This is a genomic window from Stenotrophomonas sp. YJH_SMC_80, from assembly GCF_059372495.1.
This window is the reverse complement of record NZ_JCAFVP010000001.1, coordinates 216,679-239,646: the sequence shown is the minus strand read 5'-3', so window position 1 is coordinate 239,646 and position 22,968 is coordinate 216,679. Positions and strand designations below refer to the sequence as shown.

General features: G+C 66.4%; 15 protein-coding genes and 1 pseudogene. 2 read left to right on the top strand and 14 right to left on the bottom strand.

Going from position 1 to position 22,968, the window contains the following annotated elements:
* Positions 1-83: 83 nt before the first annotated feature.
* The 12 genes from AC5P99_RS01045 to AC5P99_RS00990 form a co-directional block, all read right to left on the bottom strand.
* Positions 84-1,403, bottom strand: a complete 1,320-nt coding sequence (locus AC5P99_RS01045) for a dicarboxylate/amino acid:cation symporter (protein ID WP_005410848.1) — start codon at positions 1,401-1,403, stop codon at positions 84-86.
* 57 nt (positions 1,404-1,460) lie between these two features.
* Positions 1,461-3,176 carry a BatD family protein gene (locus AC5P99_RS01040; RefSeq protein WP_099604842.1) on the bottom strand — a complete coding sequence of 572 codons (1,716 nt, stop codon included), beginning with the start codon at positions 3,174-3,176 and terminating at the stop codon, positions 1,461-1,463.
* Positions 3,173-5,017, bottom strand: a complete 1,845-nt coding sequence (locus AC5P99_RS01035; RefSeq protein ID WP_088436873.1) for a VWA domain-containing protein — start codon at positions 5,015-5,017, stop codon at positions 3,173-3,175. Before AC5P99_RS01035 ends, AC5P99_RS01040 begins: the two co-directional genes overlap by 4 nt.
* Positions 5,014-6,018 carry a vWA domain-containing protein gene (locus AC5P99_RS01030; protein ID WP_005410851.1) on the bottom strand — a complete coding sequence of 335 codons (1,005 nt, stop codon included), beginning with the start codon at positions 6,016-6,018 and terminating at the stop codon, positions 5,014-5,016. The genes AC5P99_RS01035 and AC5P99_RS01030 overlap by 4 nt, the downstream gene beginning before the upstream one ends.
* The gene (locus AC5P99_RS01025; protein ID WP_099604841.1) at positions 6,015-6,464 is read right to left on the bottom strand and encodes a DUF4381 family protein; all 450 of its coding nucleotides are present in this window, start codon (positions 6,462-6,464) and stop codon (positions 6,015-6,017) included. Before AC5P99_RS01025 ends, AC5P99_RS01030 begins: the two co-directional genes overlap by 4 nt.
* Positions 6,461-7,390 carry a DUF58 domain-containing protein gene (locus tag AC5P99_RS01020; RefSeq protein ID WP_099604840.1) on the bottom strand — a complete coding sequence of 310 codons (930 nt, stop codon included), beginning with the start codon at positions 7,388-7,390 and terminating at the stop codon, positions 6,461-6,463. The genes AC5P99_RS01025 and AC5P99_RS01020 overlap by 4 nt, the downstream gene beginning before the upstream one ends.
* Before the next feature lie 8 nt (positions 7,391-7,398).
* Entirely contained in the window at positions 7,399-8,424 is a 1,026-nt protein-coding gene (locus tag AC5P99_RS01015; RefSeq protein ID WP_099604839.1) for an AAA family ATPase, read from the bottom strand.
* 198 nt (positions 8,425-8,622) lie between these two features.
* Positions 8,623-10,590 (bottom strand): type IV pilus secretin PilQ, encoded by a 1,968-nt coding sequence (locus AC5P99_RS01010; protein ID WP_495212806.1) that lies wholly within the window; start codon positions 10,588-10,590, stop codon positions 8,623-8,625.
* Between the two features lie 21 nt (positions 10,591-10,611).
* A complete protein-coding gene (locus AC5P99_RS01005; RefSeq protein WP_044571441.1) occupies positions 10,612-11,115 on the bottom strand; it encodes a pilus assembly protein PilP in 504 nt (167 codons plus the stop codon).
* A 26-nt stretch (positions 11,116-11,141) separates the two neighbouring features.
* A complete protein-coding gene (locus tag AC5P99_RS01000; RefSeq protein ID WP_049450471.1) occupies positions 11,142-11,801 on the bottom strand; it encodes a type IV pilus inner membrane component PilO in 660 nt (219 codons plus the stop codon).
* Entirely contained in the window at positions 11,798-12,670 is an 873-nt protein-coding gene (locus AC5P99_RS00995) for a PilN domain-containing protein (RefSeq protein ID WP_111193300.1), read from the bottom strand. The genes AC5P99_RS01000 and AC5P99_RS00995 overlap by 4 nt, the downstream gene beginning before the upstream one ends.
* Positions 12,670-13,728, bottom strand: coding sequence for a pilus assembly protein PilM (locus AC5P99_RS00990; protein ID WP_005410860.1), 1,059 nt, complete (start codon positions 13,726-13,728; stop codon positions 12,670-12,672). The genes AC5P99_RS00995 and AC5P99_RS00990 overlap by 1 nt, the downstream gene beginning before the upstream one ends.
* 219 nt (positions 13,729-13,947) lie before the next feature.
* Between AC5P99_RS00990 and AC5P99_RS00985 the strand changes: the two genes are divergently transcribed.
* Entirely contained in the window at positions 13,948-16,371 is a 2,424-nt protein-coding gene (locus tag AC5P99_RS00985; RefSeq protein WP_005410861.1) for a penicillin-binding protein 1A, read from the top strand.
* Positions 16,372-16,701: 330 nt separating this feature from the next.
* A complete protein-coding gene (locus AC5P99_RS00980) occupies positions 16,702-17,346 on the top strand; it encodes a hypothetical protein (protein ID WP_043034094.1) in 645 nt (214 codons plus the stop codon).
* A 155-nt stretch (positions 17,347-17,501) separates the two neighbouring features.
* Here AC5P99_RS00980 and AC5P99_RS00975 read toward each other — a convergent pair whose 3' ends face one another.
* Both AC5P99_RS00975 and AC5P99_RS00970 read right to left on the bottom strand, forming a co-directional pair.
* Positions 17,502-18,245, bottom strand: coding sequence for a hypothetical protein (locus tag AC5P99_RS00975; protein ID WP_049450474.1), 744 nt, complete (start codon positions 18,243-18,245; stop codon positions 17,502-17,504).
* Between the two features lie 69 nt (positions 18,246-18,314).
* A pseudogene (locus AC5P99_RS00970) lies at positions 18,315-22,913 on the bottom strand (ESPR-type extended signal peptide-containing protein).
* Between the last annotated feature and the right edge of the window lie 55 nt (positions 22,914-22,968).

Below are 22,968 nucleotides of genomic sequence, written 5' to 3'. Positions count from 1 at the left end.
TTCCGCATGTGAAGCGGGGTCGGAGCCCTTTCCTTGCGGAAAGGAATCCGACCCCGATCAGGTCGCCAGCGGTGGCGTTGGACTCAGTCCTGCTGCGGGCCCAGCGCCGGGCCGTCGTGCGATTCGCCCTTGGCCACCAGGGTGGTCAGGGCCAGGTCGCCGGTCACGTTCAGCGCCGTACGGCACATGTCCAGGAAGTGGTTCACGCCCAGGATCAGGCCAATGCCCAGCGGGTTCACGCCCACCATCGCACAGATCATCGCCACCACCGGCAGCGAGCCCGACGGCACGCCGGCGGTGCCGATGCCACCGAGGATGCAGACCGCCATCACCATGATCTGCTGGCCGATGCTCAGGTCCACGCCGAAGAACTGGGCCAGGAAGATCACCGTCACGCCCTCGAACAGCGCGGTGCCGTTCTGGTTGGCGGTGGCGCCCACGGTCAGCACGAAGCGCGACACGCGCTGCGGCAGGCCCATCTGGTCGGCCACGCGCAGCGCGGTCGGCAGGGTGGCGTTGCTGGAGGCGGTGGAGAACGCCATCACCGTCGCTTCCTGGGTATCGCGGAAGAACGACAGCGGCGAACGGCCGGACAGCCACACGGCGGTACCGTAGGTCACGATCATGTGCAGGCCGAGTGCCAGCACCACCACGCCCACGTAGGCACCGAGGCGGATGATCAGCTCGAAGCCGAACAGCGCGGCCAGGTTGAACATGAAGCAGGCCACCGCATACGGGGCCAGGCGGATGACCAGGTTGATCAGGGTCATCGAGATTTCGAACACGCCTTCAATGGCGCGGCGCAGCGGCGCGACCTTCTCATTGTCGGTCAGCACCATGCCGATGCCGAACATCAGCGCGAAGAACATCAGCGACAGGATCGCGCCGTTGTCGGACGCGGCCTGCAGCACGTTGCTCGGCACGATCGACAGCAGCATGTCCATGCCCTTCGGCGTGCCATGGATGCCAGCAACGATTTCCTTGCTGCGCTCGGCGTTCTCCGAGAGCATCATCGCAGCGACCTGCGGATCGACGCCGGCACCCGGCTTGAGCAGGTTGACCAGCACCAGGCCGATGCCCACGGCAATGCCGGACAGCAGCACGGTATACGCCAGGGTCTTCCAGCCGATGCGGCCAAGGGCGCGGATGTCGCCCATCTCCGACACGCCCATGATCAGCGCCGAGAAGATCAGCGGCACGATCAGCATGAAGATCAGGTTGAGGAACAGGCCCGACGCCGGGGTGGTGATGTAGTCCATTACCCACTTGGCACCGGCCTGCAGACCATCGACGCTGCCGCCCAGGGCGTGCACGATCAGTCCCAGGATCAGGCCGATCGCAAAGCCGATGCCCATCTTCCAATGCAGGGGCAACTTCTTCTTGTCGGCAGCAGCTGCTGTCATGCGCGGGTTTCCTCGAAAAATGAATGCACTCTAACAAAGCGCGCAAGCGGCGCCGGTTCAGGTTCGCCGCGTTGGATACAGCGGCGCCAGGCCAGTGTCAGCGGCGCCGGTAGCCGCCGACCAGTGCGGTCCGTCACGGAAGACCTCGCGCAGACGCGCGCGCAGCGATGCCAGGTCGCCCTGCCCGCCCCAGCGTGCCTGCTGCAGGTCCTGCAGCACCTGGCGCTGGCCAGGGTCATCCAACCGCGCGATGACCTGCTCGATGCGCTCAACTCCGGCCATCGCGCACAGCTGCGCTTCCACCTGATCGAAGCCTTCGCCATCCAGCGTGCGGCGCAGCTCGGCCAGGCCGGCACGTCCGCGCGCCACAGTCGGCACAGAGGGCTTGCCGGCTGCAGGCGTCGCCGCACGCGGTCGGCGGCCTCGCTGCCAGCCCCACAACAGAGTCAGCAGCCACAGCAGCGCCAGGCCAATGGCCGCGCCCATCCACGGCCACGGGCGTTCGGCCAGACCACCGGCGCGCGGATCGGTCGCGGCGATGCGGCTGTCCTGGCCATCGCTGCCGGGCAGCGCGGCGTCGGTGTCGATTGGCGGCAGCGGTGCCGGCGAGCCATTGCCAGCGCCATTGCCCGCCGCAACCGTCAGCGTCAAGTCCGGCAACTTCGCTTCCTCTGCCTTGCCATTGCGCACGTCCCACCACGGCAGACGCGGCCCCGGCACCACTAGCGAACCCGGCTGGCGCGGCACGATCGAATAGCGGCGGGTGATCTTCAGCCGCGGCGTGCTGCCATTGAACGATTCTTCGTACTGCGCAGGTTCGGCGAATACCTGCGCATGGGTGCCCAGATCCGGCACCGGCAGGTCGGTGAACTGTGCGCGGGTTGCCCCTTCGGCAATCGCCTCGACCACCACAGTGGCGGCCTCACCGGTACGGGCGCTGGTCGGCGCACTGGTGTAGCGCAGCTGGAGACTCTGCAGCGGAAGCCATGGCTGCGGCGCCTGTGCCGGTTGCGCCTGCACCTGCAGCGTGCGATCGGCGCCGGTGGCATTCATGCGGCCGTCGCCGCCGCCGAAGAAGTCGTCGAAGAAGCCACCGGCACTGCGCCCACTGAAACGCGCACCGGCCAGCCGAAGTGCACCGCTGCGCTCGGGGATCAGCAGGAAGCGGCGCTCGACCACGTTGTAGCGGCGGCCGTTGACCTGCCGCACATCGGTGCGGTCATCGCCCACCCGCTGCAACGACGCACCCGCCGGGGTATCCAGCACCAGTTCGCCAGAGGCCAGCTGAGAGGCGAAGAACAGCCTCACCACCACGCCTACGCTCTGCTGCACATACGGCGTTTCGTCATCGACAACGGTTTCGATGAATGCCACCGCATTGCTGTCGGGGCCGGCCACGGCAGCGGCATCCACCTGCAGGGTCAGCGGCGCGGTACGGACGCTGCCCACCTGCAGGCCCGGCACCACCAGTGCGCCGCTGCGCCGTGGCGTCAGCGCCACGCCATACAGGTTGCGCTGCTGCATGCTGCCGTTGCTCCACTCCACCTGGCGGCTGCTGGTCTGCCCGCTGAGGTCGAAGTCGGTACGCAACGGTGTGAAGTCAGGGGCGCCCTGGTCGCTCTCGACATTGAGCGTGACCGTGTCGCCCATCGCGATGCGGTCGCGGTCCAGCCACGCGCGCGGCTGCGCCCAGGCCAGCAGCGGCAGCCACAGCAGCAGCGCCGCCAGTACCTGTCGGGGCCAGTGCCCGTGCATGTTGATCGCCCTCGTCATCGCCCTTCCCTCTTCCTGCGCTCGTTTTCCAGCTGGAACTTGGCCCGCAGCAATGCGCCCGGATCATCCGGCACGCGTCGCATCCACGCCTCCACCGCCTGTTGCTCTTCGCGCTGGCGCGGAGTAGTGCCGTCACTGCCTGGCACGGGTTTGCCATCCTGTTCGCCCTTGCCCTCACGTGCCTGCTGCATCGCCTGCTGCATGCGCTGGCGCTGCTGCTCATCAGCCTGGGCCTGCGCCTTGGCATCCTCCACCTGTGGTGGCGCCTGCTGTCCATCGCGGCCACGCTCACCGGGCTGAGGCGCCGACTGCGCGTCGTCGTTACCCGCCTGGGGCTGCCCCTGCTGGCCCTGCTGAGATGGTGGCTGACCCTGTCCTGGATCCTTCTGGCCCTGCTGCGGTTGCTGGCCCTGCGGGTTCCGCTGGCCCTGTGAATTGTTCTGCTGCTTCTGCTGCCCGTTCTGCTGCGGTTTCTGCTGGTCCTGGCCCCGCCCCCCCGACTGCTTGCGCTTGCGTGCGGCATCAACCACGGCACGGTTGGCGACCGCATCGGCCATGCCGGGATGCAGCGCCAGCGCGCGGTCGTAGGCGGCGATGGCTTCGTCGTAGCTGCCCTGGCGCGCCAGCGTGTTGGCCAGGTTGTACCAGCCCGCATCACTGTCGATGCCCTCGAACTGCTTGCGCGCAGTGGCGAAGTCGCCCGCGCGATAGGCCTGCACGCCGTCGGCCAGGCGCTGGTGCTGCAACTGGTCGGACCGCTTCCACAGCGTGCCCTGCGATGGCGGCGAAGCGGGCGCTGGAGCTGCCTGCGCCTGCACATCCCCCATCCATGGCAACAGGCCCACCGCCAGCACTGCGGCCAGCAGCGCGCGGCGGCGGAAGGCGAGCAGCGCCAGCAGCATCACCGGTGGCAGCAGCCAGAATCCTTCATCGCGCCATTGCCTGCCCTCGCCGGGCCGCTGCGCCGCAGTACCTTCGCGTGCATCAAGCACACCCAGTGCGCGCAGGTCACTGCCATCGGCGGTGATGCGAGCATAGCGACCGCCACCTGCCGTGGCCACCGCACGCAGGCGACCTTCGTCCAGCGCAGCCTGGCGGATCTGTCCGCTGTCGTCACGATACGCCGCACCCGCCGGTGTACCGAGCCCCAGCACCGACACCTGCAGGCCGAGTCCACGTGCCTGCGCGGCCGCCAATGCAGCTTCACCATCGGCTTGATCGGTGACCAGCAGGATCTGTCCCTGCGCTGCAGCGATCTGCCGCATCAGCCGCGTGGCCCAGTCGATGCCACGGTCGGCACGCTGGCCATCACGCGGCATCACATCCGGCGACAAGGCATCCAGATACAGCGCGACGTTGCTGCCGTCATCGGTCAGCGGCGCGACGGTGTAGGCATCTTCGGCGTACACCACCAGCCCCACCTGCCCACCCTTGCGTGCACGCAGGAGCTCGCCGACCTTGGCCCTTGCCTGCAGCAGGCGCGACGGTGGCAGGTCGGTGGCAGTGATGCGGCTGGACAGATCCAGCACGATCAGCAGCGGTGCGCTGGGCTGGAACATCGGCTGTGCCTGCTGCCGCCAGCTCGGCCCCGCCATCGCCAGTGCTGCCAGCGTCCACCCCAGCAGCACTGCCAATGGCAGCCGCACGCGACGGCGAGCACCGGCTGCCAGCAGATGCGGCAACAGGTGCGCATCCACCGCCTGCCGCCACGCATCGCTGCGCCGCTGCCGGTACAGTGCCACGGCGAGAATCACCGGCAAGGCCAGCAAGGCCCACAGCCATTCCGGGCGCAGGAAGTGCAGTGCATTCCAGTCGGGAAGATGGGATGCCAACGCGATCATCGACGGCGCTCCGGCCACACCCATGCCAATGCCCCCAGCAGCAAGGCCAGGCCCAATGGCCACGCATAGCGCTCCTCGCGCGGGCGCAGGCTCGGCCCCTTCGCAGCGATCGGCTCCAGACGATCCAGTTCGGCGTAGATGCCGGCCAGCTGCGCGGTATCGCGTGCGCGGAAGAACTGGCCACCGGTCAGACTGGCAATCTTCTTCAACGTGGCCTCGTCGACCGGGTCCTGGTCAGCGGAAATCGGAATACCGAGGAAGCGCATGCTGCCATCGCCACCAAACGCGACGGTGTGGATGCGCACCCCTTCAGCCTGCGCGACTTCGGCCGCACGCAGCGGTTCCAGCACGCCGGCATTGCTGACGCCGTCGGTCAGCAGGATCAGTACACGTTGCCCTTCCGGCTGGCTGCGCAGGCGCTTCACCGCCAGGCCGATGGCATCACCGATGGCCGTCTCGCGCCCGGCCAGGCCGACCACGCTGTCGCGCAGCTGGTCGCGCACACTGGCCAGGTCCGCAGTGAGTGGCGTGAGCGTATAAGCGCGGTCCCCGAAGATCAGCAGGCCGATGCGATCGCCGGCACGACGATCCAGGAAATCGGCCAGCACGGCCTTGGCTGCGGTGAGGCGATCCACCGCCTGCCCCCCCAGCACCATGTCGCCCTCGCCCATGCTGCCGGACACGTCCATCGCCAGCATCATCTGCCGGCCCTGCTGCGGTGGCGTGATCGCTTCACCCAGCTGTTGCGGGCGAGCCAGTGCGACGCACAGCGCGCACCAGCCCAGCCACAACAGCAGCGTACGCAGCCACGAAACATCAACGCGGCCGCCACCGGCCAGCGCTTCCAGTTCCGTCGCCGCATAGGGCACGCGCAGCGCAGCACCGGGATCGGCACGACGCTTCCACCAGCGCATCAGCAGTGGCAGCGGCAACGCCAGCAGGGCCAGCGGCCACGCCAGCTGCAGGTCAGGCCACGGCCAGTAACTTGCCAGCAGGTTCATCGGCGGCGCTCCAGCAGCATCGCCAGGTAGCGCCCGCGCGCCCAGCTACGCACGGCCGCCACTTCGCTGGCGTCCACGCGGGGACGATAGGCACCTTCGGCCAGGAGGTTGCGGCGCGCATCCGGCAACGTGCCCTTCGGATCCACGCGCTGCCACCAGGCATCGTCACGCAGGGATTCACTGCCGGGCTGTGCCTGTCGCGCGGCGCGACGCAGCAGGCCGGCGATCGCCGCCAGTTCCGCGGTGGCATCGGCGGTGGTGGTCAGCTCCTGGTCGAACGCCTGCAACCAGCGTTGGCGACGACGGCGGCGTTTCCACCACAGCAGGGCCAGCGCCAGGATCACCAGCAACACCGCGCCCCCGACCATCAGATAGCCGGGGGCCGGCGGCCACCACGACGGTGCCGGCGGCAACTGCACATCGCGCAGCGGAAGGTTGGCGCTCATGCCGGCACCTCGGTTACCGGTGGTGCCAACCAGGCGTCGCTGGGCGCATCGGTGGACAACACCTGCACGTCAACGCGGCGTGCGCCGAGCTGGCGGCGCAGCGCCTGCAGTGGTTCGACAAAATGCGCCTGCCAGTGCGCCTGCACCTCGCTGCGACGCAGGTCGAGGCCAATGCGCTGCTGCGCGGTCTGGAACTGCAGGGCCGCCGAGGGCGGTTGCAGTTCGAGGGGATCGACCAGCAGCACCAGGCTGAGGTCATGGTGCTGGGCCAGCGCGCTCCAGCGCACGACGGGAATCCGCGCGGCCTGCTGCGGATCGGCCAGCACCAGCATGCGCGCCCCGGGGCGCAGCACGCGGGCGGCATGGTCCAGCGCGCGTTCCAGGCCGAGATCGTCGGCGGGCGGCTGTGTGTACCAGCGGGTGAGTGCGTCGAGCACGCGCAGTACACCACGCGGCCCACCCGCGGGTGCAATCGGCGCTTCGCGGTCGCTGCCGCGCAGGGCACCCACGCGATCACCGCGGCGCTGCGCCGACCACGCGGCGACGGCGCCCGCGCGGGCCGCCTGCACCGACTTGAATCGCACGCGGGTGCCGAAATACAGCGCCGGCGACGTATCGGCCACGATCAGGCTGACCCGCTCGCGCTCGGCCTGGAACAGCTTGGTATGGGCACGGCCGGTCCGCGCGGTCACGCGCCAGTCGATATGCCGTGCATCATCACCGGCCACGTACTCGCGTGACTCGGCGTACTCCATGCCACGCCCACGCAGCGGCGACGGCGCCTGCCCGGCGTTGCCGGCACGGCCACGGCGTGGCGGCGGCGGCCGCTGTGCCAGCCGGCGCAGGGCCACCAGTTCGGACAGGTGCGGGCGCAGTCCGTCGCCATCACTGGCGGTGGATGCGGCTTCCAGGGATGGATCGGTCATGCGCAGGCTCAGGGCGCCGGCACCCGGGCCAGCAGCTCCTGCACCAGGCGTTCGCCATCCCAGCCTTCGGCAGTGGCTTCGTAGCTGGGCAGCACGCGATGGCGCAGCACGTCGGCAGCGACCGCACGCACATCATCAGGGGTGACGAAATCGCGGCCGGCCAGCCAGGCGCGCGCACGCGCGCAGCGTTCCAGTGCGATGGAACCGCGCGGGCTGGCGCCCCAGGCAATGCGGCGGCCCAGGCCAGCGTCATAGCGCGCCGGATCACGCGAAGCCAGCACCAGCTCGATCAGGTAGCGTTCCAGCGCCGGCGCCATGTGCAGGTCCAGCACTTCGCGGCGGGCGTCGAACACATCCTGCATCGGCAGCTTCGCCGGTGCGGGTGCCGCTTCGCCCAGTGCGCCACGGGCACGCTCGCGGGCGAGCCGCAGGATCTCCGATTCGGCGGCCTGGTCCGGATAGCCGATGCGTACGTGCATCAGGAAACGGTCCAGCTGCGCTTCCGGCAGCGGGAAGGTACCTTCCTGCTCGATCGGGTTCTGCGTGGCCATCACCAGGAACAGCGGCGGCAACGCATAGGTGTGGCGGCCAACGGTGACCTGGCGCTCGCCCATCGCTTCCAGCAGTGCCGACTGCACCTTGGCTGGCGCGCGATTGATTTCATCGGCCAGCAGGATCGGGTGGAAGATCGGGCCGGGTACGAATTCGAAGCGCCCTTCCTGCGGGCGCCAGATCTCGGTGCCGGTCAGGTCGGCCGGCAGCAGGTCGGGGGTGAACTGCACGCGGGCGAAATCCGCCTCCAGGCGCGAGGCCAGTGCGCGGATGGCCGTGGTCTTGGCCAGTCCCGGGGCGCCCTCCACCAGCAGGTGCCCGTCGGCCAGCAATGCGATCAACAGGCGTTCGACCAAAGCCGCCTGGCCGACGATTTCGGCCGACAGCGCGTCGCGCAACTGGTTGAAGGCGCCATGCAGGCGGGAGGCGGCCGGCGCGGGCGGCGGCGAGGCGGTTTCGGGCATCGGCGGTGGCAGGTTCATGGGGGCCTTTGACCGGCGCGGGACGGCACGGGTTCCCCACATCATCGCAGGGTGCCCTGCGATTGGCATCAAGAACGGCTGAACGGGCCTCTCCTCCACGCAGGGCGTGGATCTACCGGATCATCCGCGGATTACGTCCGGCATGAACGAAGAAGGGCCGCACATGGCGGCCCTTCTTCGTGTCGCGGGTGCGCTGGCTCAGTTCTGCCTGGCTACGCGCAGCACCTTCGGGGTAACGAACACCAGCAGCTCGGCCTTGTCCTTGCTGCGGCCACGCTTCTTGAACAGGTTGCCCAGGAACGGTACATCGCCCAGGAACGGAACCTTGCTGATGCTGTTGCGGTCGGTGAACTCGTACACACCACCGATGACCACGGTCTGCCCGTCCTCGACCAGCACTGCGGTGTTCACTTCGCGGCGGTTGATCGACGGCACGGTGCCATAGCCTTCCAGCTGGATCAGCCGGTCCACTTCATCCTTCTTCACCTGCATGTTGAGGAACACGCGGTTGTCGTTGGTGATAGTCGGGGTGACCTTCAGTTCCAGCACCACTTCCTTGAACTGCACGTTCGGCGTAGCGACACCGCCCGCACCGGCGCTGATGGTCACATAGCCGATTTCCTTACCCTGCTTGATCAGGGCCTCGCGCTGGTTGGTGGTGACCACGCGCGGGTTGGAGATCACTTCACCACGCGACTCCTCTTGCATGGCCGACAGCTCGACGTCCAGCAGGTAGCCGGCATTGAGGATCGACAGCGCAAGCGAGCCTGCCGGGTTGGTGGACGCCGCCGGCATGGCCCAGTTCAGGCCACGGGTGATTGCCGAGCCGACCGGCACCGGCGCCGGGCCCGTACTGCCACCGGCCAGCCAGTCGCGGTAGGCCTTGGCGTTGGTCGCATTGGCTTCGACCTGCGATTTGCGGGTTGCCTCGTTGGCTTCCAGATTGCCGCTGAAGTAGGCGTTGTCGCGGCTGCCACTGATGCCGAACCGCGCGCCCAGCTCACGCGCGAACGTATCGGTGGCGATCACGATGCGGCTTTCGATCAGCACCTGGTCGACCGGGCGGTCGATCACGTTGATCAGCTCACGCATGCGCGCGATCTTCTTCGGAATGTCGCTGATCATCAGCGTGTTGGTGCGCTCGTCGGCAACGATGCGGCCACGGCCGGACAGGAAGCCACTCTCCTCCTGCGACGACCCACCACCACCGCCACCTGCGCCACCACCGCCACCCCCGCCGATGCCCTTGGCTTCGGTCAGGGCTTTGAAGATCTGGGTGGCGCTGTGGTAGTTGATCTGGACGTAATCGGTCACCAGGTCTTCGCGGTTCTCGATGGCGATGCGCGCGTCTTCCTTCTCCTGCTCGAACTTGGCCAGCTCTGCCTGCGGGCCGACCCAGATCACGCTGCCATCGCGTCGCTTGTCCAGGCCCTTGGCACGCAGCACGATGTCCAGTGCCTGGTCCCACGGCACGTTGACCAGGCGCAGGGTCACATTGCCCTGCACCGAGTCGGAGGCCACCACGTTGAGGTTGGACTCTTCGGCGATCAACTGCAGCACGGTGCGCACTGGCACGTCCTGGAAGTTGAAGGTCACCGGCTTGCCGGTGAAGCCACGTTGGCCGACGGCCTTTGCGGCCTGGGTGACGCTGCCGGCGGTCACTGCACCGACGGCGGCCGGAGCCTGCCGCGCGCTGATCTCCACCACGTATTCGTTGCCGCTCTGGTAGGCCAGCGACTCCACCGCACCGCCGGTGCTCAGCACCAGCTGGGTGCCGGCGCCGGACGGCTTGGCGTCGATGCGCTGCACCGGCGTGGCGAAGTCGACGACGTTCAACGGCTTCTGCAGGTTGGCCGGCAGGCGGGCATTGCCCACGTCGACCACCACGCTGTTGCCCTGCGTGCGCAGGTCCGGGATCGCGCCCTGGCCGTCAAACTGCACGATCAGGCGGCCCGCGCCATCATCGCCGCGCTTGAAATCGATCTTGGCCACCGACAGGCCGGCCGGTGCCGCGGCCGGTGAGACGGTGGTGCCCACCGGCTTCTCCGCCGGTGCGGCGGCCAGCGCCGGAGCGCAGGCCAGCATCAGCGCGACTCCCAACGCGCTGACACGGTTCAAGGTAGAGCGCCGGTTGGGACGCAGCCCCTTGGCTTGGTGAAAGGTCATCGTGCTATCCCCAGTAAACGATCATTGATCTTCAAGCGAGAGCGTTGCCGGCCGTTCCAGCCAGCCACCCGCGCCATCCGGCACCAGTTCGATCAGCTCCACACGGTCTTCGAAGACCGCAGTGACCCGCCCGTCGCTCTGCCCCAGGTAACCGCCCGGGCGCACCCGGTAGGTCACCTTGTCCGGCCCCATCACCAGTGCGACGGTGCCGCCGCCGGTGCCGATGGTACCGACCATGTCCAGTGCGTCCAGCGGGAAGCCCTCCAGGGGCTCCTTGCGCCGGTTCGGATCCGGCCGCAATCCGCCATTCCCCTGCGGATTGGTCCAGGCATCGGTGAACGGATCACGCAGGCCCTGCGCGGAGTATTCGAAGGTCTCGAACTGCTGCATCACAGGCAACGGTTCCAGCGGCTGCGCCGGCCGGGCACGTTCGCCTTCCACCCACTTCTCGAGATTCGGCGCATCGCCCGGCGTGCTGGTCACGCCACGGCCGCAGGCGGCCAGCAGCAACACGGCAGCGGCCATCCCGCAGCGTGCAAAGAAGGAACGGATCACTTGCTGCCCTCCTTGCCGGCTTCAGCCTTCTGCTGTTCCTGCACCTCGGTCTCGTCGAGATACCGGTAGGTCTTGACCGTGCCGGACAATTCCAGCGCACCGGCACGCGAACCACCGCCGCCAGCCTTGTCCGCCGGCTTCAGATTGATGTCGTGCATGGTCAGGATCACCACGCGCGGCAGCGAGGCCACGCCACTGACGAACGCACCGAACTGGTGGTAGCTGCCCACCATCTTCAGCTTGATCGGCTTCTCGGCGTAGAACTCCTTGACCTGCTCCTGTTCCGGTTCGAACAGCTGGCTGGTCAGGCCGCTGGACAGCGCGGTCTGCGAGATGTCGATGATCAGGTCCGGCATTTCGGTCTTGCTGGGCAGCTGCCGCAGCATCTGCTGCAGCACCTGCTCCATCTGCGCCAGCTGCTGCTTCAGCGGCCCCAGGTTCACCGCGCGTTCCTGCTGCTTGGAGAACTCGGTACGCAGATCGCTTTCCTTCGATTCCAGGCTGGCCAGTTCATCGCGCTTGCCGCTGATCAGCAGCATCCATGCAACGAACATGATGACCAGGGCCAGCAACGAACAGAAGACGATCTTGGCCTTCTGCGGCCAGTTGCCGATGTCGTTGAAATCCAGGTTCTTCAGATCGATTTTCTGGCTCATGCGCGGCCCCCCTGCAGCGGGGCGTAAGAGGCCTGCGGCGGCTGCGCCAGGCGGCTGCCCTCAGGCCTGGCGGCCGGAGCCGGTGCGGCGGGCTGGTTCGGCTTGGCCGGTGCAGGCGCCGGTGCGCTGGCGGGTGCTGCGGCCGGGGCCGCCGCCGGTTGGGCCGGGGCCGGTGCTGGTGCAGCAGCCGGGGCCGCCGCATCGGGGCCGGCGGCAAGCGGCGCCACGGCGGGCGTCGCAGCCGGGGCAGCCGCCACGCTGCCATCCGCATTCAAACCGGCAGTGCCTGTCTCTTCACTCTGCGCCGGCAGCTTCACCGTGACCTTGAACATGTACGGCAGTGCCTTGATGTCCGATACCGGACCGGCTGCACTCTTGTCGCCGGCACTGGCCTGGATGATCGACAGCTCCGGGTTGGTCATCCAGCCGGAGGTTTCCAGGTTGCGCATGTAAGCCGACACGCGTGCATTGGACTGGGTGCGTCCCTCGAGGGTGAGCATGTCCCCCTCCTGCTGCAGGGCGGTCAGCACCACGCCGTCGGGAATCGTGCGCACCAACGCGTCGAACAGGTGGACCATCTGCGAGCGCTTGGCCTGCAGTTCCTCGATCACCTTCTTGCGGGCCAGCAGGCGGTCCTTCTGCGCATCGAGGCGATCGATCTCCTTGTTCTGTTCCTTGACCTTCTCGATCTCGGCTTCCAGATAGGCATTGCGGTCCATCTGGCCGCTCACCTGCCGGTCGTAATAGAACCAGATCAGCAGCGACAGCAGCAGGCCACCGATCGCGGCCATGCCCAGCATTGCGTAGAACTCGCGCTGGCGTTGCTTGCGCCGCTCGGCGCGCCAGGGCAATAGATTGATGCGTGCCATCAGTCGAAGCTCCTCAGCGCCAGACCGGTGGCGATCATCAGCGCGGGGGCATCCTGGGCCAGCGCATGCGCGTTCACCTTCGGGCCCAACGTCATCTGTGCCAGCGGGTTGGCGACCACGGTCGGCACGCCCAGCTGCTCCTCGACCATTTCCGGCAGCCCGCCCAGCACGGCGCAGCCGCCGGCCAGCACGATGTGATCAACGCGGTTGAACTCACTGCCTGCATAGAAGAACTGCAGCAGGCGGCTGATCTGCTGGACCGTGGCTTCCTTGAACGGCTCCAGCACTTCCATCTCGTAGCTTTCCGGCAGCCCGCCCTGGCGCTTGGCCAGGCCGGCCTCCTCGTAGCTCAGGCCGTAACGGCGCATGATCTCGTCGGTCAGCTGCTTGCCACCGAACACCTGTTCGCGGCTGTACAGGCTGCGGCCGCCGCGCAGGACGTTGAGGGTGGTCATGGTGGCGCCGATATCGACCAGCGCGACCACGCCGTCGATGGACACCGGCAGCTCGCTGGCGACCAGGGCGTAGGCGTTCTCGACCGCGAAGGCCTCCACGTCCATCACCTTGGCCTGCAGGCCACCCAGTTCCAGGGCCGACTGGCGCAGTTCCACGTTCTCCGAACGCGACGCGGCCAGCAGCACCTGGACCATCTCCGGGTTGTTCGGGATCGCCCCGATCACCTCGAAGTCCAGGTTTACTTCCTCGATCGGGTACGGAATGTAGTTGACCGCTTCCAGCTCGATCTGGGCTTCCATGTCGTTCTCGTCGAGCTCGGCCGGCATCGGGATCACCTTGGTGATCACCGCCGACCCGGCGACGGCGGCAGCGGCCAGCTTGGCCTTGCTGCCTGAACGGTTCATCGCACGGCGGATGGCCTCACCCACGGCCTCCACTTCCACGATGTTCTTCTCTACCACCGCGTTCGGCGGAAGAGGTTCCACAGCGTAATGTTCCACACGGAAACGATTGCCGCTGCGGGACAGCTGCAAAAGCTTTACCGCAGTCGAACTGATGTCGACGCCTACAAGCGGCGACTGACTTTTTGGGATGAGCCCCACGGTTTCTCCCCTGCCGACGGGCACTTGGACGCAAGACCTGCGCCCGAGCATTAATAACGTATTCTTAGCAAATGGCAACGGCCCTGCTGTGAAGTTCCTCACGGATTCACGATGCAGCCCCTGACTGTTCCCCTTGCGCTCCCCGGTGCCGACCCCAGCCGCCACCTTGCGTAATCTATACTCTGCGACCACGAAATTCGCAATCGGAATCTGAACCCGATGACTCGACTCCGCCGCTGGCTGCGCTGGATCTTCCTGATTGTCCTGGTCCTGGCGCTGATCGGCGCGGCCGCCGTGGGCGGTCTGTACTACGCTGTGTCCTCCAAGCTTCCCGACGTGCAGACCCTGCGCGACGTGGAAATGCAGGAGCCGATGTACGTCTATGCTGCCGACGGCAAGCTGATGGCGGTGTTCGGCGAGACCCGGCGCACCCCGATCACCATGAAGGACGTGCCCGAGCGCCTGAAGCAGGCCTTCCTGGCCACCGAGGACGCCCGCTTCTACGAGCATGGCGGCGTGGACTACATGGGCATCGGCCGTGCGGTGTGGCTGCTGGCCACCACCAACGACAAGCGCGTGCCGGGTGGTTCCACCATCACCCAGCAGGTGGCCCGCCAGTTCTTCCTCAGCTCCGAGTACAGCTACACCCGCAAGCTGGCCGAGATCCTGCTGGCACGGAAGATCGAGTCCGAGCTGAGCAAGGACGAGATCTTCGAGCTGTACCTGAACAAGAGTTTCTTCGGCAACCGCGCCTACGGCGTGGCCGCCGCCGCCGAGTTCTACTACGGCAAGAAGCTGAACGAGCTGGACCTGGACGAGATGGCCTCGCTGGCCGGCATCCCCAAGTTCCCGTCCTCGGGCAATCCGATCTCCAATCCGGAGCGCGCCCGCCAGCGCCGCGACAATTACGTGCTGCAGCGCATGGCCGACCTGAAGTTCGTCAGCCAGGCCGAGGCCGACGCGGCCAAGGCCGTGCCGATGCACGCCACCGCCCATGAGCCGCCGGTGCAGGTCGACGCGCCGTACGTGGCCGAGCTGGTGCGCCAGGAAATGATCGCCCGCTTCGGCGGGGATGTGGTCAACAAGGGTTACCACGTCACCACCACCATCGACTCCACCCTGCAGACCGCCGCCAACCAGTCGGTGCGCGACGGCCTGCTGCTGTACGACCACCGCCACGGCTGGCACGGCGTGGAGAAGCAGGTGCAGGTGGGTGCCGGCGAAGACGCCGCCGCCCTGGCCGAGCACCTGCGCGGCATGTACGGCCAGGCCGGCCTGCTGCCGGCGATCGTCGCCAGCACCGGCGCCGATGGCAGCGCCACCGTGGTGCTGGCCAACCGCAGCGAGATCGTGCTGCCGGCCGGTGCCGCCAAGTGGACCAACAAGACCCCGGGCAAGCTGGTGCAGCGCGGCGACATCGTGCGCGTGCGTGCCGGTGCCAAGGAAGGTGAGTGGCTGCTGGACCAGATCCCGCGCGGCCAGTCCGCGCTGGTCTCGCTGGACGCCCACAACGGCGCCCTGAAGGCGCTGGTCGGTGGCTTCAGCTTCTCCGGCAACAAGTTCAACCGTGCCACCCAGGCCCGACGCCAGCCGGGTTCCAGCTTCAAGCCCTTCATCTACGCCGCGGCCTTCGACAAGGGCTACAACCCGGCCTCGATCGTGCTCGACGCGCCCGTCGTGTTCCGCGACCGCCGCGGCAAGACCTGGGCCCCGCAGAACGACGGCGGCGGCTTCCGCGGCCCGATGCGCCTGCGTGAGGCGCTGGTGCAGTCGCGCAACCTGGTCTCGGTGCGCCTGCTCGATGGCATGGGCGTGGACTACGCGCGCAAGTACATCAGCGAATTTGGTTTCGCCGAATCCGAACTGCCGCCGAACCTGTCGATGTCGCTGGGTACCGCCTCGCTGACCCCGCTGTCGGTGGCCCGTGGCTACGCTGTGTTCGCCAACGGCGGCTCGCGCGTGGACACCTGGCTGATCGACCAGGTCAATGACCGCGACGGCAACCTGGTGTTCAAGGAAAACCCGGCGCTGGCCTGCCGCGACTGCGCCGGCAGCAGCGACCAGCCGGTCAACCAGGTGGTGGACGGCTTCAACTTCGGCGCCCCGGCCCCGAAGGTGGACCCGGCCGCTGCGGCCAAGGCCGAAGCCAAGACCGAAACCCCGGCCGCGCCGGCCAACCCCGATGCCCGCACCGCTCCGCGTGCGATCGACGCCCGCACCGCCTACCAGCTGGTATCGATGATGCGCGACGTGGTCCAGCGCGGTACCGGCGTGCAGGCCAAGGTGCTCGGACGCGAGGACGTGGGCGGCAAGACCGGCTCCACCAACGACCACCGCGACGCCTGGTTCTCCGGCTTCGGCGGCCCGTACGTGACCACCGTGTGGGTGGGCCGCGACGACTTCCGCTCGCTGGGCTACCGCGAGTACGGTGGCAAGGCCGCCCTGCCGATCTGGATCGACTACATGCGCACCGCGCTGAAGGACACCCCGATCGCGCAGAACGAGCCGCCCAGCGGCATGGTCCAGGCCACGCTCAACGGCGCGACCGAGTGGGTGAAGGTGGAAGACATGGACCGCCTGACCGACTACGACCTGAACCTCAATACGCCGCAGGCCGACGCCGCCGCGTTCGATATCTTCTGAGGAAGGACCAGGTGGGTGCCAACCGTGCGTTGGCACCGATGCGGCCTTGGTAGAGGCCAACCTTGGTTGGCGCCTCGTGCCGACCAAGGTCGGCACCTACCAAAGCGTCGGTGGGTGCCAACCGTTGATTGGCATCGATGCATCCGCCGGGCACAACCCCGCGCTGCTCTGGTAGCTGCCAACCTTGGTTGGCGCCCCGTGCCGACCAAGGTCGGCACCTGCCAAAGCATCGGTGGGTGCCAACCGTTGGTTGGCATCTCCGCGCCATACCCACGCAGATGTCACATCCGTGCGCTAATCTGTAGCCAGGTCGCAACAGGGAGTCATCGCATGCATCGCGCCCGTCAGCATGCTGCCAGCCAGACCCGCGAGCGGCGCCACCGCCTCGCCCACGAAGCCGCCCGCCTGATGGCTGAAGGCGGCATCCGCGACTACCACCAGGCCAAGTTGAAGGCCGCCAGCCGGCTCGGCATCCACGACGATGCCTCCCTGCCCCGCAACACCGAGATCGAAGACGCCCTGCGCGAGTACCAGCGACTGTTCTCCGGCCCCCAGCACGGCAACGAACTGCAGCGCCGCCGAGAGGCCGCCATGCGTGCGCTGGAGTTCCTGCACGGCTTCGCCCCGCGCCTGGCCGGCCCTGTGCTGGAGGGCACCGCCGACGCCAACAGCCCCGTGCAGCTGCACCTGCACAGCGACGACCCGGAAGCCGTGCACCGCTTCCTGGACGAACACGGCATTCCCGCCGAATCGCGGACGCGTCGCCTGCGCATGGATCGCGAGCGCAGCCTGGATGTGCCGGTGTGGGTGTTCAGTGCCGAGGAGCTGACCTTCGACCTGGCCGTGCTGCCCTACGATGCCCTGCGCCAGGCACCGCTGTCGCCGGTGGATGAGAAGCCTATGCGACGTGCGTCGGTGGCGCAGTTACGGCAGCTGCTGGCCGAAGCGGAAATCACCGCGTATATCGGCGGGTGACGGTAGCGCAGCGGTGCCTGCCTTGGGTGGGTGCGGACCGTTGGTCCGCACTGTGCTTCGGGCATTTCGATGGCTGAGCGGAGAGCAGTCGAGCAAGCTCGCCTCTACAAAAGCGGTGTTACCTGCCCTGGCAGATGATGCCGATCATGCTCCCGCTACCAGACAAAACGGGTATCGCGCAGCGGATCGCTGAACAACCGCGGCAACCACGGGGCGGGAGCTCGCCGCGGATACTCCCGCATCATCTGTGCGTGCATGACCTGCAGATCCCGCAGCAACCAGGACTGGTAGTAGATGTCGTTGAATCCATCCGACCACCCGCTCTTCACACGCTCATGCTCGTCTGCCTCCAACGGCGGCATCTGGTCCAGCGGCACCTCCAGGATTGTCGACAGCGCCGCGTTGATCTGCGCGTTCTCAACACCCGCCTGGCGCACGTAGTCCAATCGATCGAGGACCCGCCGGCAGTTGTACGGGAAGCACCCGCCCGTGGCGGTGATGTAGTCAGCAATATCCGCCAGCATGTCGGCTTTCAGCCGCCACACCACTTCGCTGTCCATCACCTGGCGTACCCGCATCGTGCGCAGCGTGCTCGCCCGCACCTCCTCCGGCGTGGTGAACGGGGCACCCGGCGTGCTGCCAGCATGGCGCACCAGCACGATGCGATGGATCGCCTCGCTGGTGACGCCGTCGATGCGCAGCGCCGCTGTCTGCGGGTGCACGCGCGGCGGTGGCACGCCCAGCATCTCCCACAGGTACCACAGCACCAGCAGCAGACCGGCGATGCACAGCCCGCTCATCAGCGTCCACAGGTCCAGGTTCCGGGTGTAGTAGCGATAGCGCGCGCGCCAGATATAAAACGTGCGATAGCTGACGATTCCACTTACCCATCTGTACATTGCCTTCTCCTCGGCAAGGACCCCGGCGCGGCGGGGTTCATTACGCGCACCACGCCGGGGCTGCATGGCTTACCAGCCGATGCCCACGCCGACACCCATGCTGCGCTCACCGCTGTTGGTGAACGCACCATTGAGGCTGAAGGTGGCCGAGCCCTTCTCGTTGAGCACGCGCTGGTAGCCCACGGCCATCGCCGACTCGCCCTCGCTGTAACCCACGCCCGCACCCAGGCGGTTGTACGTGGCCAGGCCGGCGGTGTTCATCGCCATCGCGCTCTGCGCGCTGCTCATCGCCGCCATGCGATTGAAGCGCTTGTCCATCTTGTCCAGGCGACGCTCGAAAGTGCTGATCGCACCGTCGGTGTACTCGTTGGCACGGGCCAGCATCTTCTCCAGGTCGGCGGTGTCGACCTGCGGCTTGGGCGTGTCGTCCTGCTTCGACTTTGGCTGCGGCATCGGCTTGTCACCCTCACCGGTCGAGGCGATCTGCGGCGAGCCACTGGTCTCCGGTGTCGGCGCGATCTCTTCAGTGGAAGGCGACGGCGTGGACGCAGCCGCCATGGCGCGGGCCTGCGGCTGATCGTCGATGCGCTGCTCCAGCCCATCCATGCGGCCATTGAGCTGCTGCTGCATCGAATGCAGCTGGCCGCCGTTGACCGCATCGCGGCTGCCGGCCGCGATCAGGCCGTTGGCCACGTTGGAGATGACCATGCCGTTGGCGCCGGCCAGGGTGAGCTGTTGGGTGCCATCTGCGCGTACCGAGGGGGTTTCCTGGAAGACGGAGCGGAGCTGGGATTCGACCTGGTTCACGCGCGAGGTGGTGCTGACCACGGCGCCGTCCAGCGCTTCCAATGCACCATTGAGGGTGGATTGGGACTGGCCCTGCACGTTGAAGCTGGGGCCAACGATGTTGCCGTTGGCATCGACTTCGCTGCCGAGTGCGGAGAGTGCACCGCGCAGCTGGCCGACGGTGGCAGCGTTGTGGTTGGCGGTGCCGTTGGCGATGTTTACGAGGCGGCGCTTGATACCAACGCTCCCAAATGACACAACTCCACCTTCATCTGCATTGGAACCATATCCAAGTGCTAGCGAGCCGTGAGCCCCGCTTTCAACACTTGCGCCAGCACCAATCGCCACACCCCATCGCGCGCCTCCAGCGTCTCCGCCCACCTGAGCACCGACCCCCATTGCAAATCCACTCTCGGAATCCACAGAGACAGTCGCCGCTCTACCAATTGCAGTGGAATTCCTTCCCATGGCCTCCGCAAATGTCCCTACCGCAGTTCCGCCCTCCAGTCCGGTCTTTGCTGAATTTCCCACCGCAACGCCTGCAACACCTGCTTCTGCGCGTTCACTGAAAGGGGCTGACCCGATACTCACAAACTGTGCGACGTCCTCAAGCTCCGAGACTCGGCTGTTGGTTTCATATAGCTGACTTCCGCGCACAACGTCCGAGCTATCAGCCGACAGCGTCGCCTCGGCCACACCAGTCAATCGCGCACCGCCAAAGTCGATCGGACCGCTCGCATCCAATCCACGCATTGCCTGCGCGCCCATCTCCCGCTCCTTGCGCATCGCCTCCAGATCATTCCGATTCTGCGAGATCTTCTGCTCTGCGGCGTGCAACTGGCTTCCGGTTACGGCATCACGGCTTCCTGGCGCCACTCGGCCGTCAGCCAGGTTGGTCAGCACCATGCCATTCACGCCATTCAGCGCGATCTGGTTCATGCCATCGGCACGGGCGGAAGGTGAATCCTGGAAGATCGAGCTCAGCTGACCTTCCACCTTGTCCGCGCGACGGCCTGCGGTGATGACAGCGCCATCGAGTGCCATCAGTGCATCCTCGACGGTGCTCTGCGTTCCACCCTGCACCGCGTAGGTCGGCGCGATGATGTTGCCGCTGGCATCCATGCCTGCACCGCCGCCGAGGGCTCCGAGGGAATCCTTAAGCTGAGAGACAGTCGTGGCGTTATGGTCAGCGGTACCACGGGCGATGTTTACAAGGCGGCGCTGGATGCCGACACCCCCGAATGACGCAACTCCTTCTTCATCCGCTAGTGAGCCATTTCCAAGTGCCAGCGAACCGTGAGCACCACTTTCAACGCTTGCGCTAGCACCAATCGCCACACCTGCATACGCACCGCCAGCGTCTCCGCCAACCTGTGCACCCGCCCCCATCGCAAATCCATTCTCGGAATCTTCAGAAACGGCTGCCGCTCGACCAATTGCGGTGGAGTTCTTCCCCATCGCCTCCGCAAACGTGCCTACCGCGGTTCCTCCATCCAGTCCCGTCTTGGCAGAATTTCCGACCGCGACACCTGCCACACCGGCTTGTGCGCGTTCACTGAAGGGAGCTGAGCCGATACTTACAAACTGCGCGACATCCTCAAGATCTGAGACGCGCGAATTCGTTGAGTACAGTTGTTTCCCGGACACAGCCTCAGCACTGCTTGCGCTCAGTAATCCATCCGCCACACCACTGATCTTCCGATTGGCATTGGCGTTGTTGCGCACGTCCAACGTCGCACCGCTGTTCTTCCCGCCCAGGCGCACATCGCCGGACGCGGAAACCTGCGCCACCAGCCCGCCCAGCACCGCGGTTTCGGCCAAAGCCTTGGCTGCATCCGTTTTCGCCACGGCAGCATCTGCACCCGCAGACTTGGCAACCCCCTCGACCGTCGTCAACTTGTCATTGGTGGCACTGAGCTGCCTGCCATTGACCGCCTCGTAGCTGCTGGCGCTGACCACGCCATCGGCCACGCCGGTCAGTTTCCGGTTCGCATTGGCGCTATTGCGCACATCCACTACGGTGCCACTGTTCTTCTAACCCACGCGAACATTGCCACTGGCACTGACCTGATTCAGCAGTCCGTTGAGCGTCCCCACCTGGGTCAGCGCGGTATTCGCTGTCGTCTTGGCGGAACTGGCATCGCTCATCGCGGTGCTGACATTGCTGTTGGTGGTGTTGAGCTGCCGACCGGTCACCGCATCGGTACTCGTCGAGGACAACGTCGCGTCCGCAACACCCGCGATCCTGCGATTGGCACCGGCACTGTTCCGCACGTCCAGGACGGTACCGCTGTTGGATGCGCCCAGCCTAACGTTCCCCGAAGCAGAGGTCTCGCTCAGGAGGCCCGAAAGCGTGTTGGCCTTTGCCAGTGCGCTGTCAGCATTGGTCTTCGCGGCGTCGGCGACGGCGCGCGCGGCCGCAACATTGCTGTTGGTGGAATTCAGCTGCTTGCCTGACACCGCATCTGTGCTGGCCGTGCTCAGTGTGGCATCTGCCACGCCCGTGATCTTGCGATTGGCGCTGGCGCTGTTGCGGACGTCCAGTACTGTGCCGCTGTTACTTGCACCGAGGCGGACGTTACCTGATGCAGAGGTCTGACTCAGCAGGCCCGAGAACACATTGGCCTTTGCCAACGCACTGTCAGCGCTTGTCTTGGCCGAGTCGGCGACGGATCGCGCGGCCGTGACATTGCTGTTTGTCGCGTTCAGCTGCTTTCCTGACACAGCGTCCGTGCTGGTCGTGCTCAGTGTGCCATCCGCCACGCCCGTGACCTTGCGATTCGCGCTGGCGCTGTTGCGGACGTCCAGTACGGTCCCGCTGTTGCTTGCACCTATACGGACATTTCCCGAAGCAGACGTCTGGCTCAGAAGGCCGGAGAGCGTATTGGCCTTCGCCAACGCACTGTCAGCGTTTGTCTTGGCTGAGTCGGCGACGGAGCGTGCGGCCGTTACATTGCTATTGGTGGCATTCAGCTGCTTGCCCGTTACCGCGTCTGAACTCGTGCTGTTGAGCCGCGCGTCCGCCACATTGACGACTCGACGCTTGGTGCTGCTGTTTCCCACAGAAACGCTGTTCGCTTCGCTGGCAACTGAGCCCCTGCCCAATGCCACCGCCCCCGATGCGGAAGCGCTTGACTCATAACCTATCGCCATCGCGTCATATGATGCATTGGACTTGTTGCCTACAGCGATGGCTCCCGAATAGCCGCTGGTGCCGGCACGGGCATCACCACCCAACGCAATTCCACCGATACCACCGCCGGTAGCCACCCGCGAGCCGCTGCCAATGGCAATCGCGTTGCCGCCGTCGGCTCGTGAATCATTCCCGTAAGCCGTGGCACCCCAGCCGCCGCCGGCATACGCGCCGTCACCCACAGCGGTGGCGTACCAATGTTCGATCTTCACGTTCGTGCCGATCGCAACGTTGCGCTCTCCCGTTGAACGGATGCCGTTGCCATAGCCAACTGATCGTTTACCCGAGATGGTGGAGCGCGAACCCACCACGACCGTGTCATCACCGGTCGCGGTGGAATCCCGATAGGCCACATCGTTCACAATCGCCAATTGGTAATGCGTGGACTGAGGGGCAATCGACGTCAACGAGAGCCCTGCATTCAGTCCGCCAGTCATCGCAAAGAGATCCATAGGCATGCCTGAGTACCTGGAGTCCTCCTGCTCATTCCAAATCGTTTCAGTCTCCTCGCCTGGATTCTCCTTCTCGGCACCTTCTATCGCCATGGCATTTGCAGACAGCGCCAGCATTGCGGCACTCATCGCCACGCTGACAGAGCGTCTCGCGGCCGGTCCGCGCTTGGTCAACTCACTTCCAACCACCCAGCAACGCTTGGCGGCACTCCAGATACGACGGTAGACGTGGTTCATGCTCTCCCTCCTTAACAGGACATTGAAATGAGGCCCTGCGCATGGCGCAGGGCCA

Coding starts and splice junctions, on each gene's coding strand:
- AC5P99_RS01005 (WP_044571441.1), bottom strand. CDS start 11,115: ATGGCCGCTGCCGTGTTGCTGCTGGCCGCCTGCGGCCGTGGCGTGACC.
- AC5P99_RS00975 (WP_049450474.1), bottom strand. CDS start 18,245: ATGTACAGATGGGTAAGTGGAATCGTCAGCTATCGCACGTTTTATATC.
- AC5P99_RS01045 (WP_005410848.1), bottom strand. CDS start 1,403: ATGACAGCAGCTGCTGCCGACAAGAAGAAGTTGCCCCTGCATTGGAAG.
- AC5P99_RS01025 (WP_099604841.1), bottom strand. CDS start 6,464: ATGAGCGCCAACCTTCCGCTGCGCGATGTGCAGTTGCCGCCGGCACCG.
- AC5P99_RS01040 (WP_099604842.1), bottom strand. CDS start 3,176: ATGACGAGGGCGATCAACATGCACGGGCACTGGCCCCGACAGGTACTG.
- AC5P99_RS01010 (WP_495212806.1), bottom strand. CDS start 10,590: ATGACCTTTCACCAAGCCAAGGGGCTGCGTCCCAACCGGCGCTCTACC.
- AC5P99_RS00995 (WP_111193300.1), bottom strand. CDS start 12,670: ATGGCACGCATCAATCTATTGCCCTGGCGCGCCGAGCGGCGCAAGCAA.
- AC5P99_RS01030 (WP_005410851.1), bottom strand. CDS start 6,018: ATGAACCTGCTGGCAAGTTACTGGCCGTGGCCTGACCTGCAGCTGGCG.
- AC5P99_RS00985 (WP_005410861.1), top strand. CDS start 13,948: ATGACTCGACTCCGCCGCTGGCTGCGCTGGATCTTCCTGATTGTCCTG.
- AC5P99_RS01020 (WP_099604840.1), bottom strand. CDS start 7,390: ATGACCGATCCATCCCTGGAAGCCGCATCCACCGCCAGTGATGGCGAC.
- AC5P99_RS00980 (WP_043034094.1), top strand. CDS start 16,702: ATGCATCGCGCCCGTCAGCATGCTGCCAGCCAGACCCGCGAGCGGCGC.
- AC5P99_RS01035 (WP_088436873.1), bottom strand. CDS start 5,017: ATGATCGCGTTGGCATCCCATCTTCCCGACTGGAATGCACTGCACTTC.
- AC5P99_RS01000 (WP_049450471.1), bottom strand. CDS start 11,801: ATGAGCCAGAAAATCGATCTGAAGAACCTGGATTTCAACGACATCGGC.
- AC5P99_RS01015 (WP_099604839.1), bottom strand. CDS start 8,424: ATGAACCTGCCACCGCCGATGCCCGAAACCGCCTCGCCGCCGCCCGCG.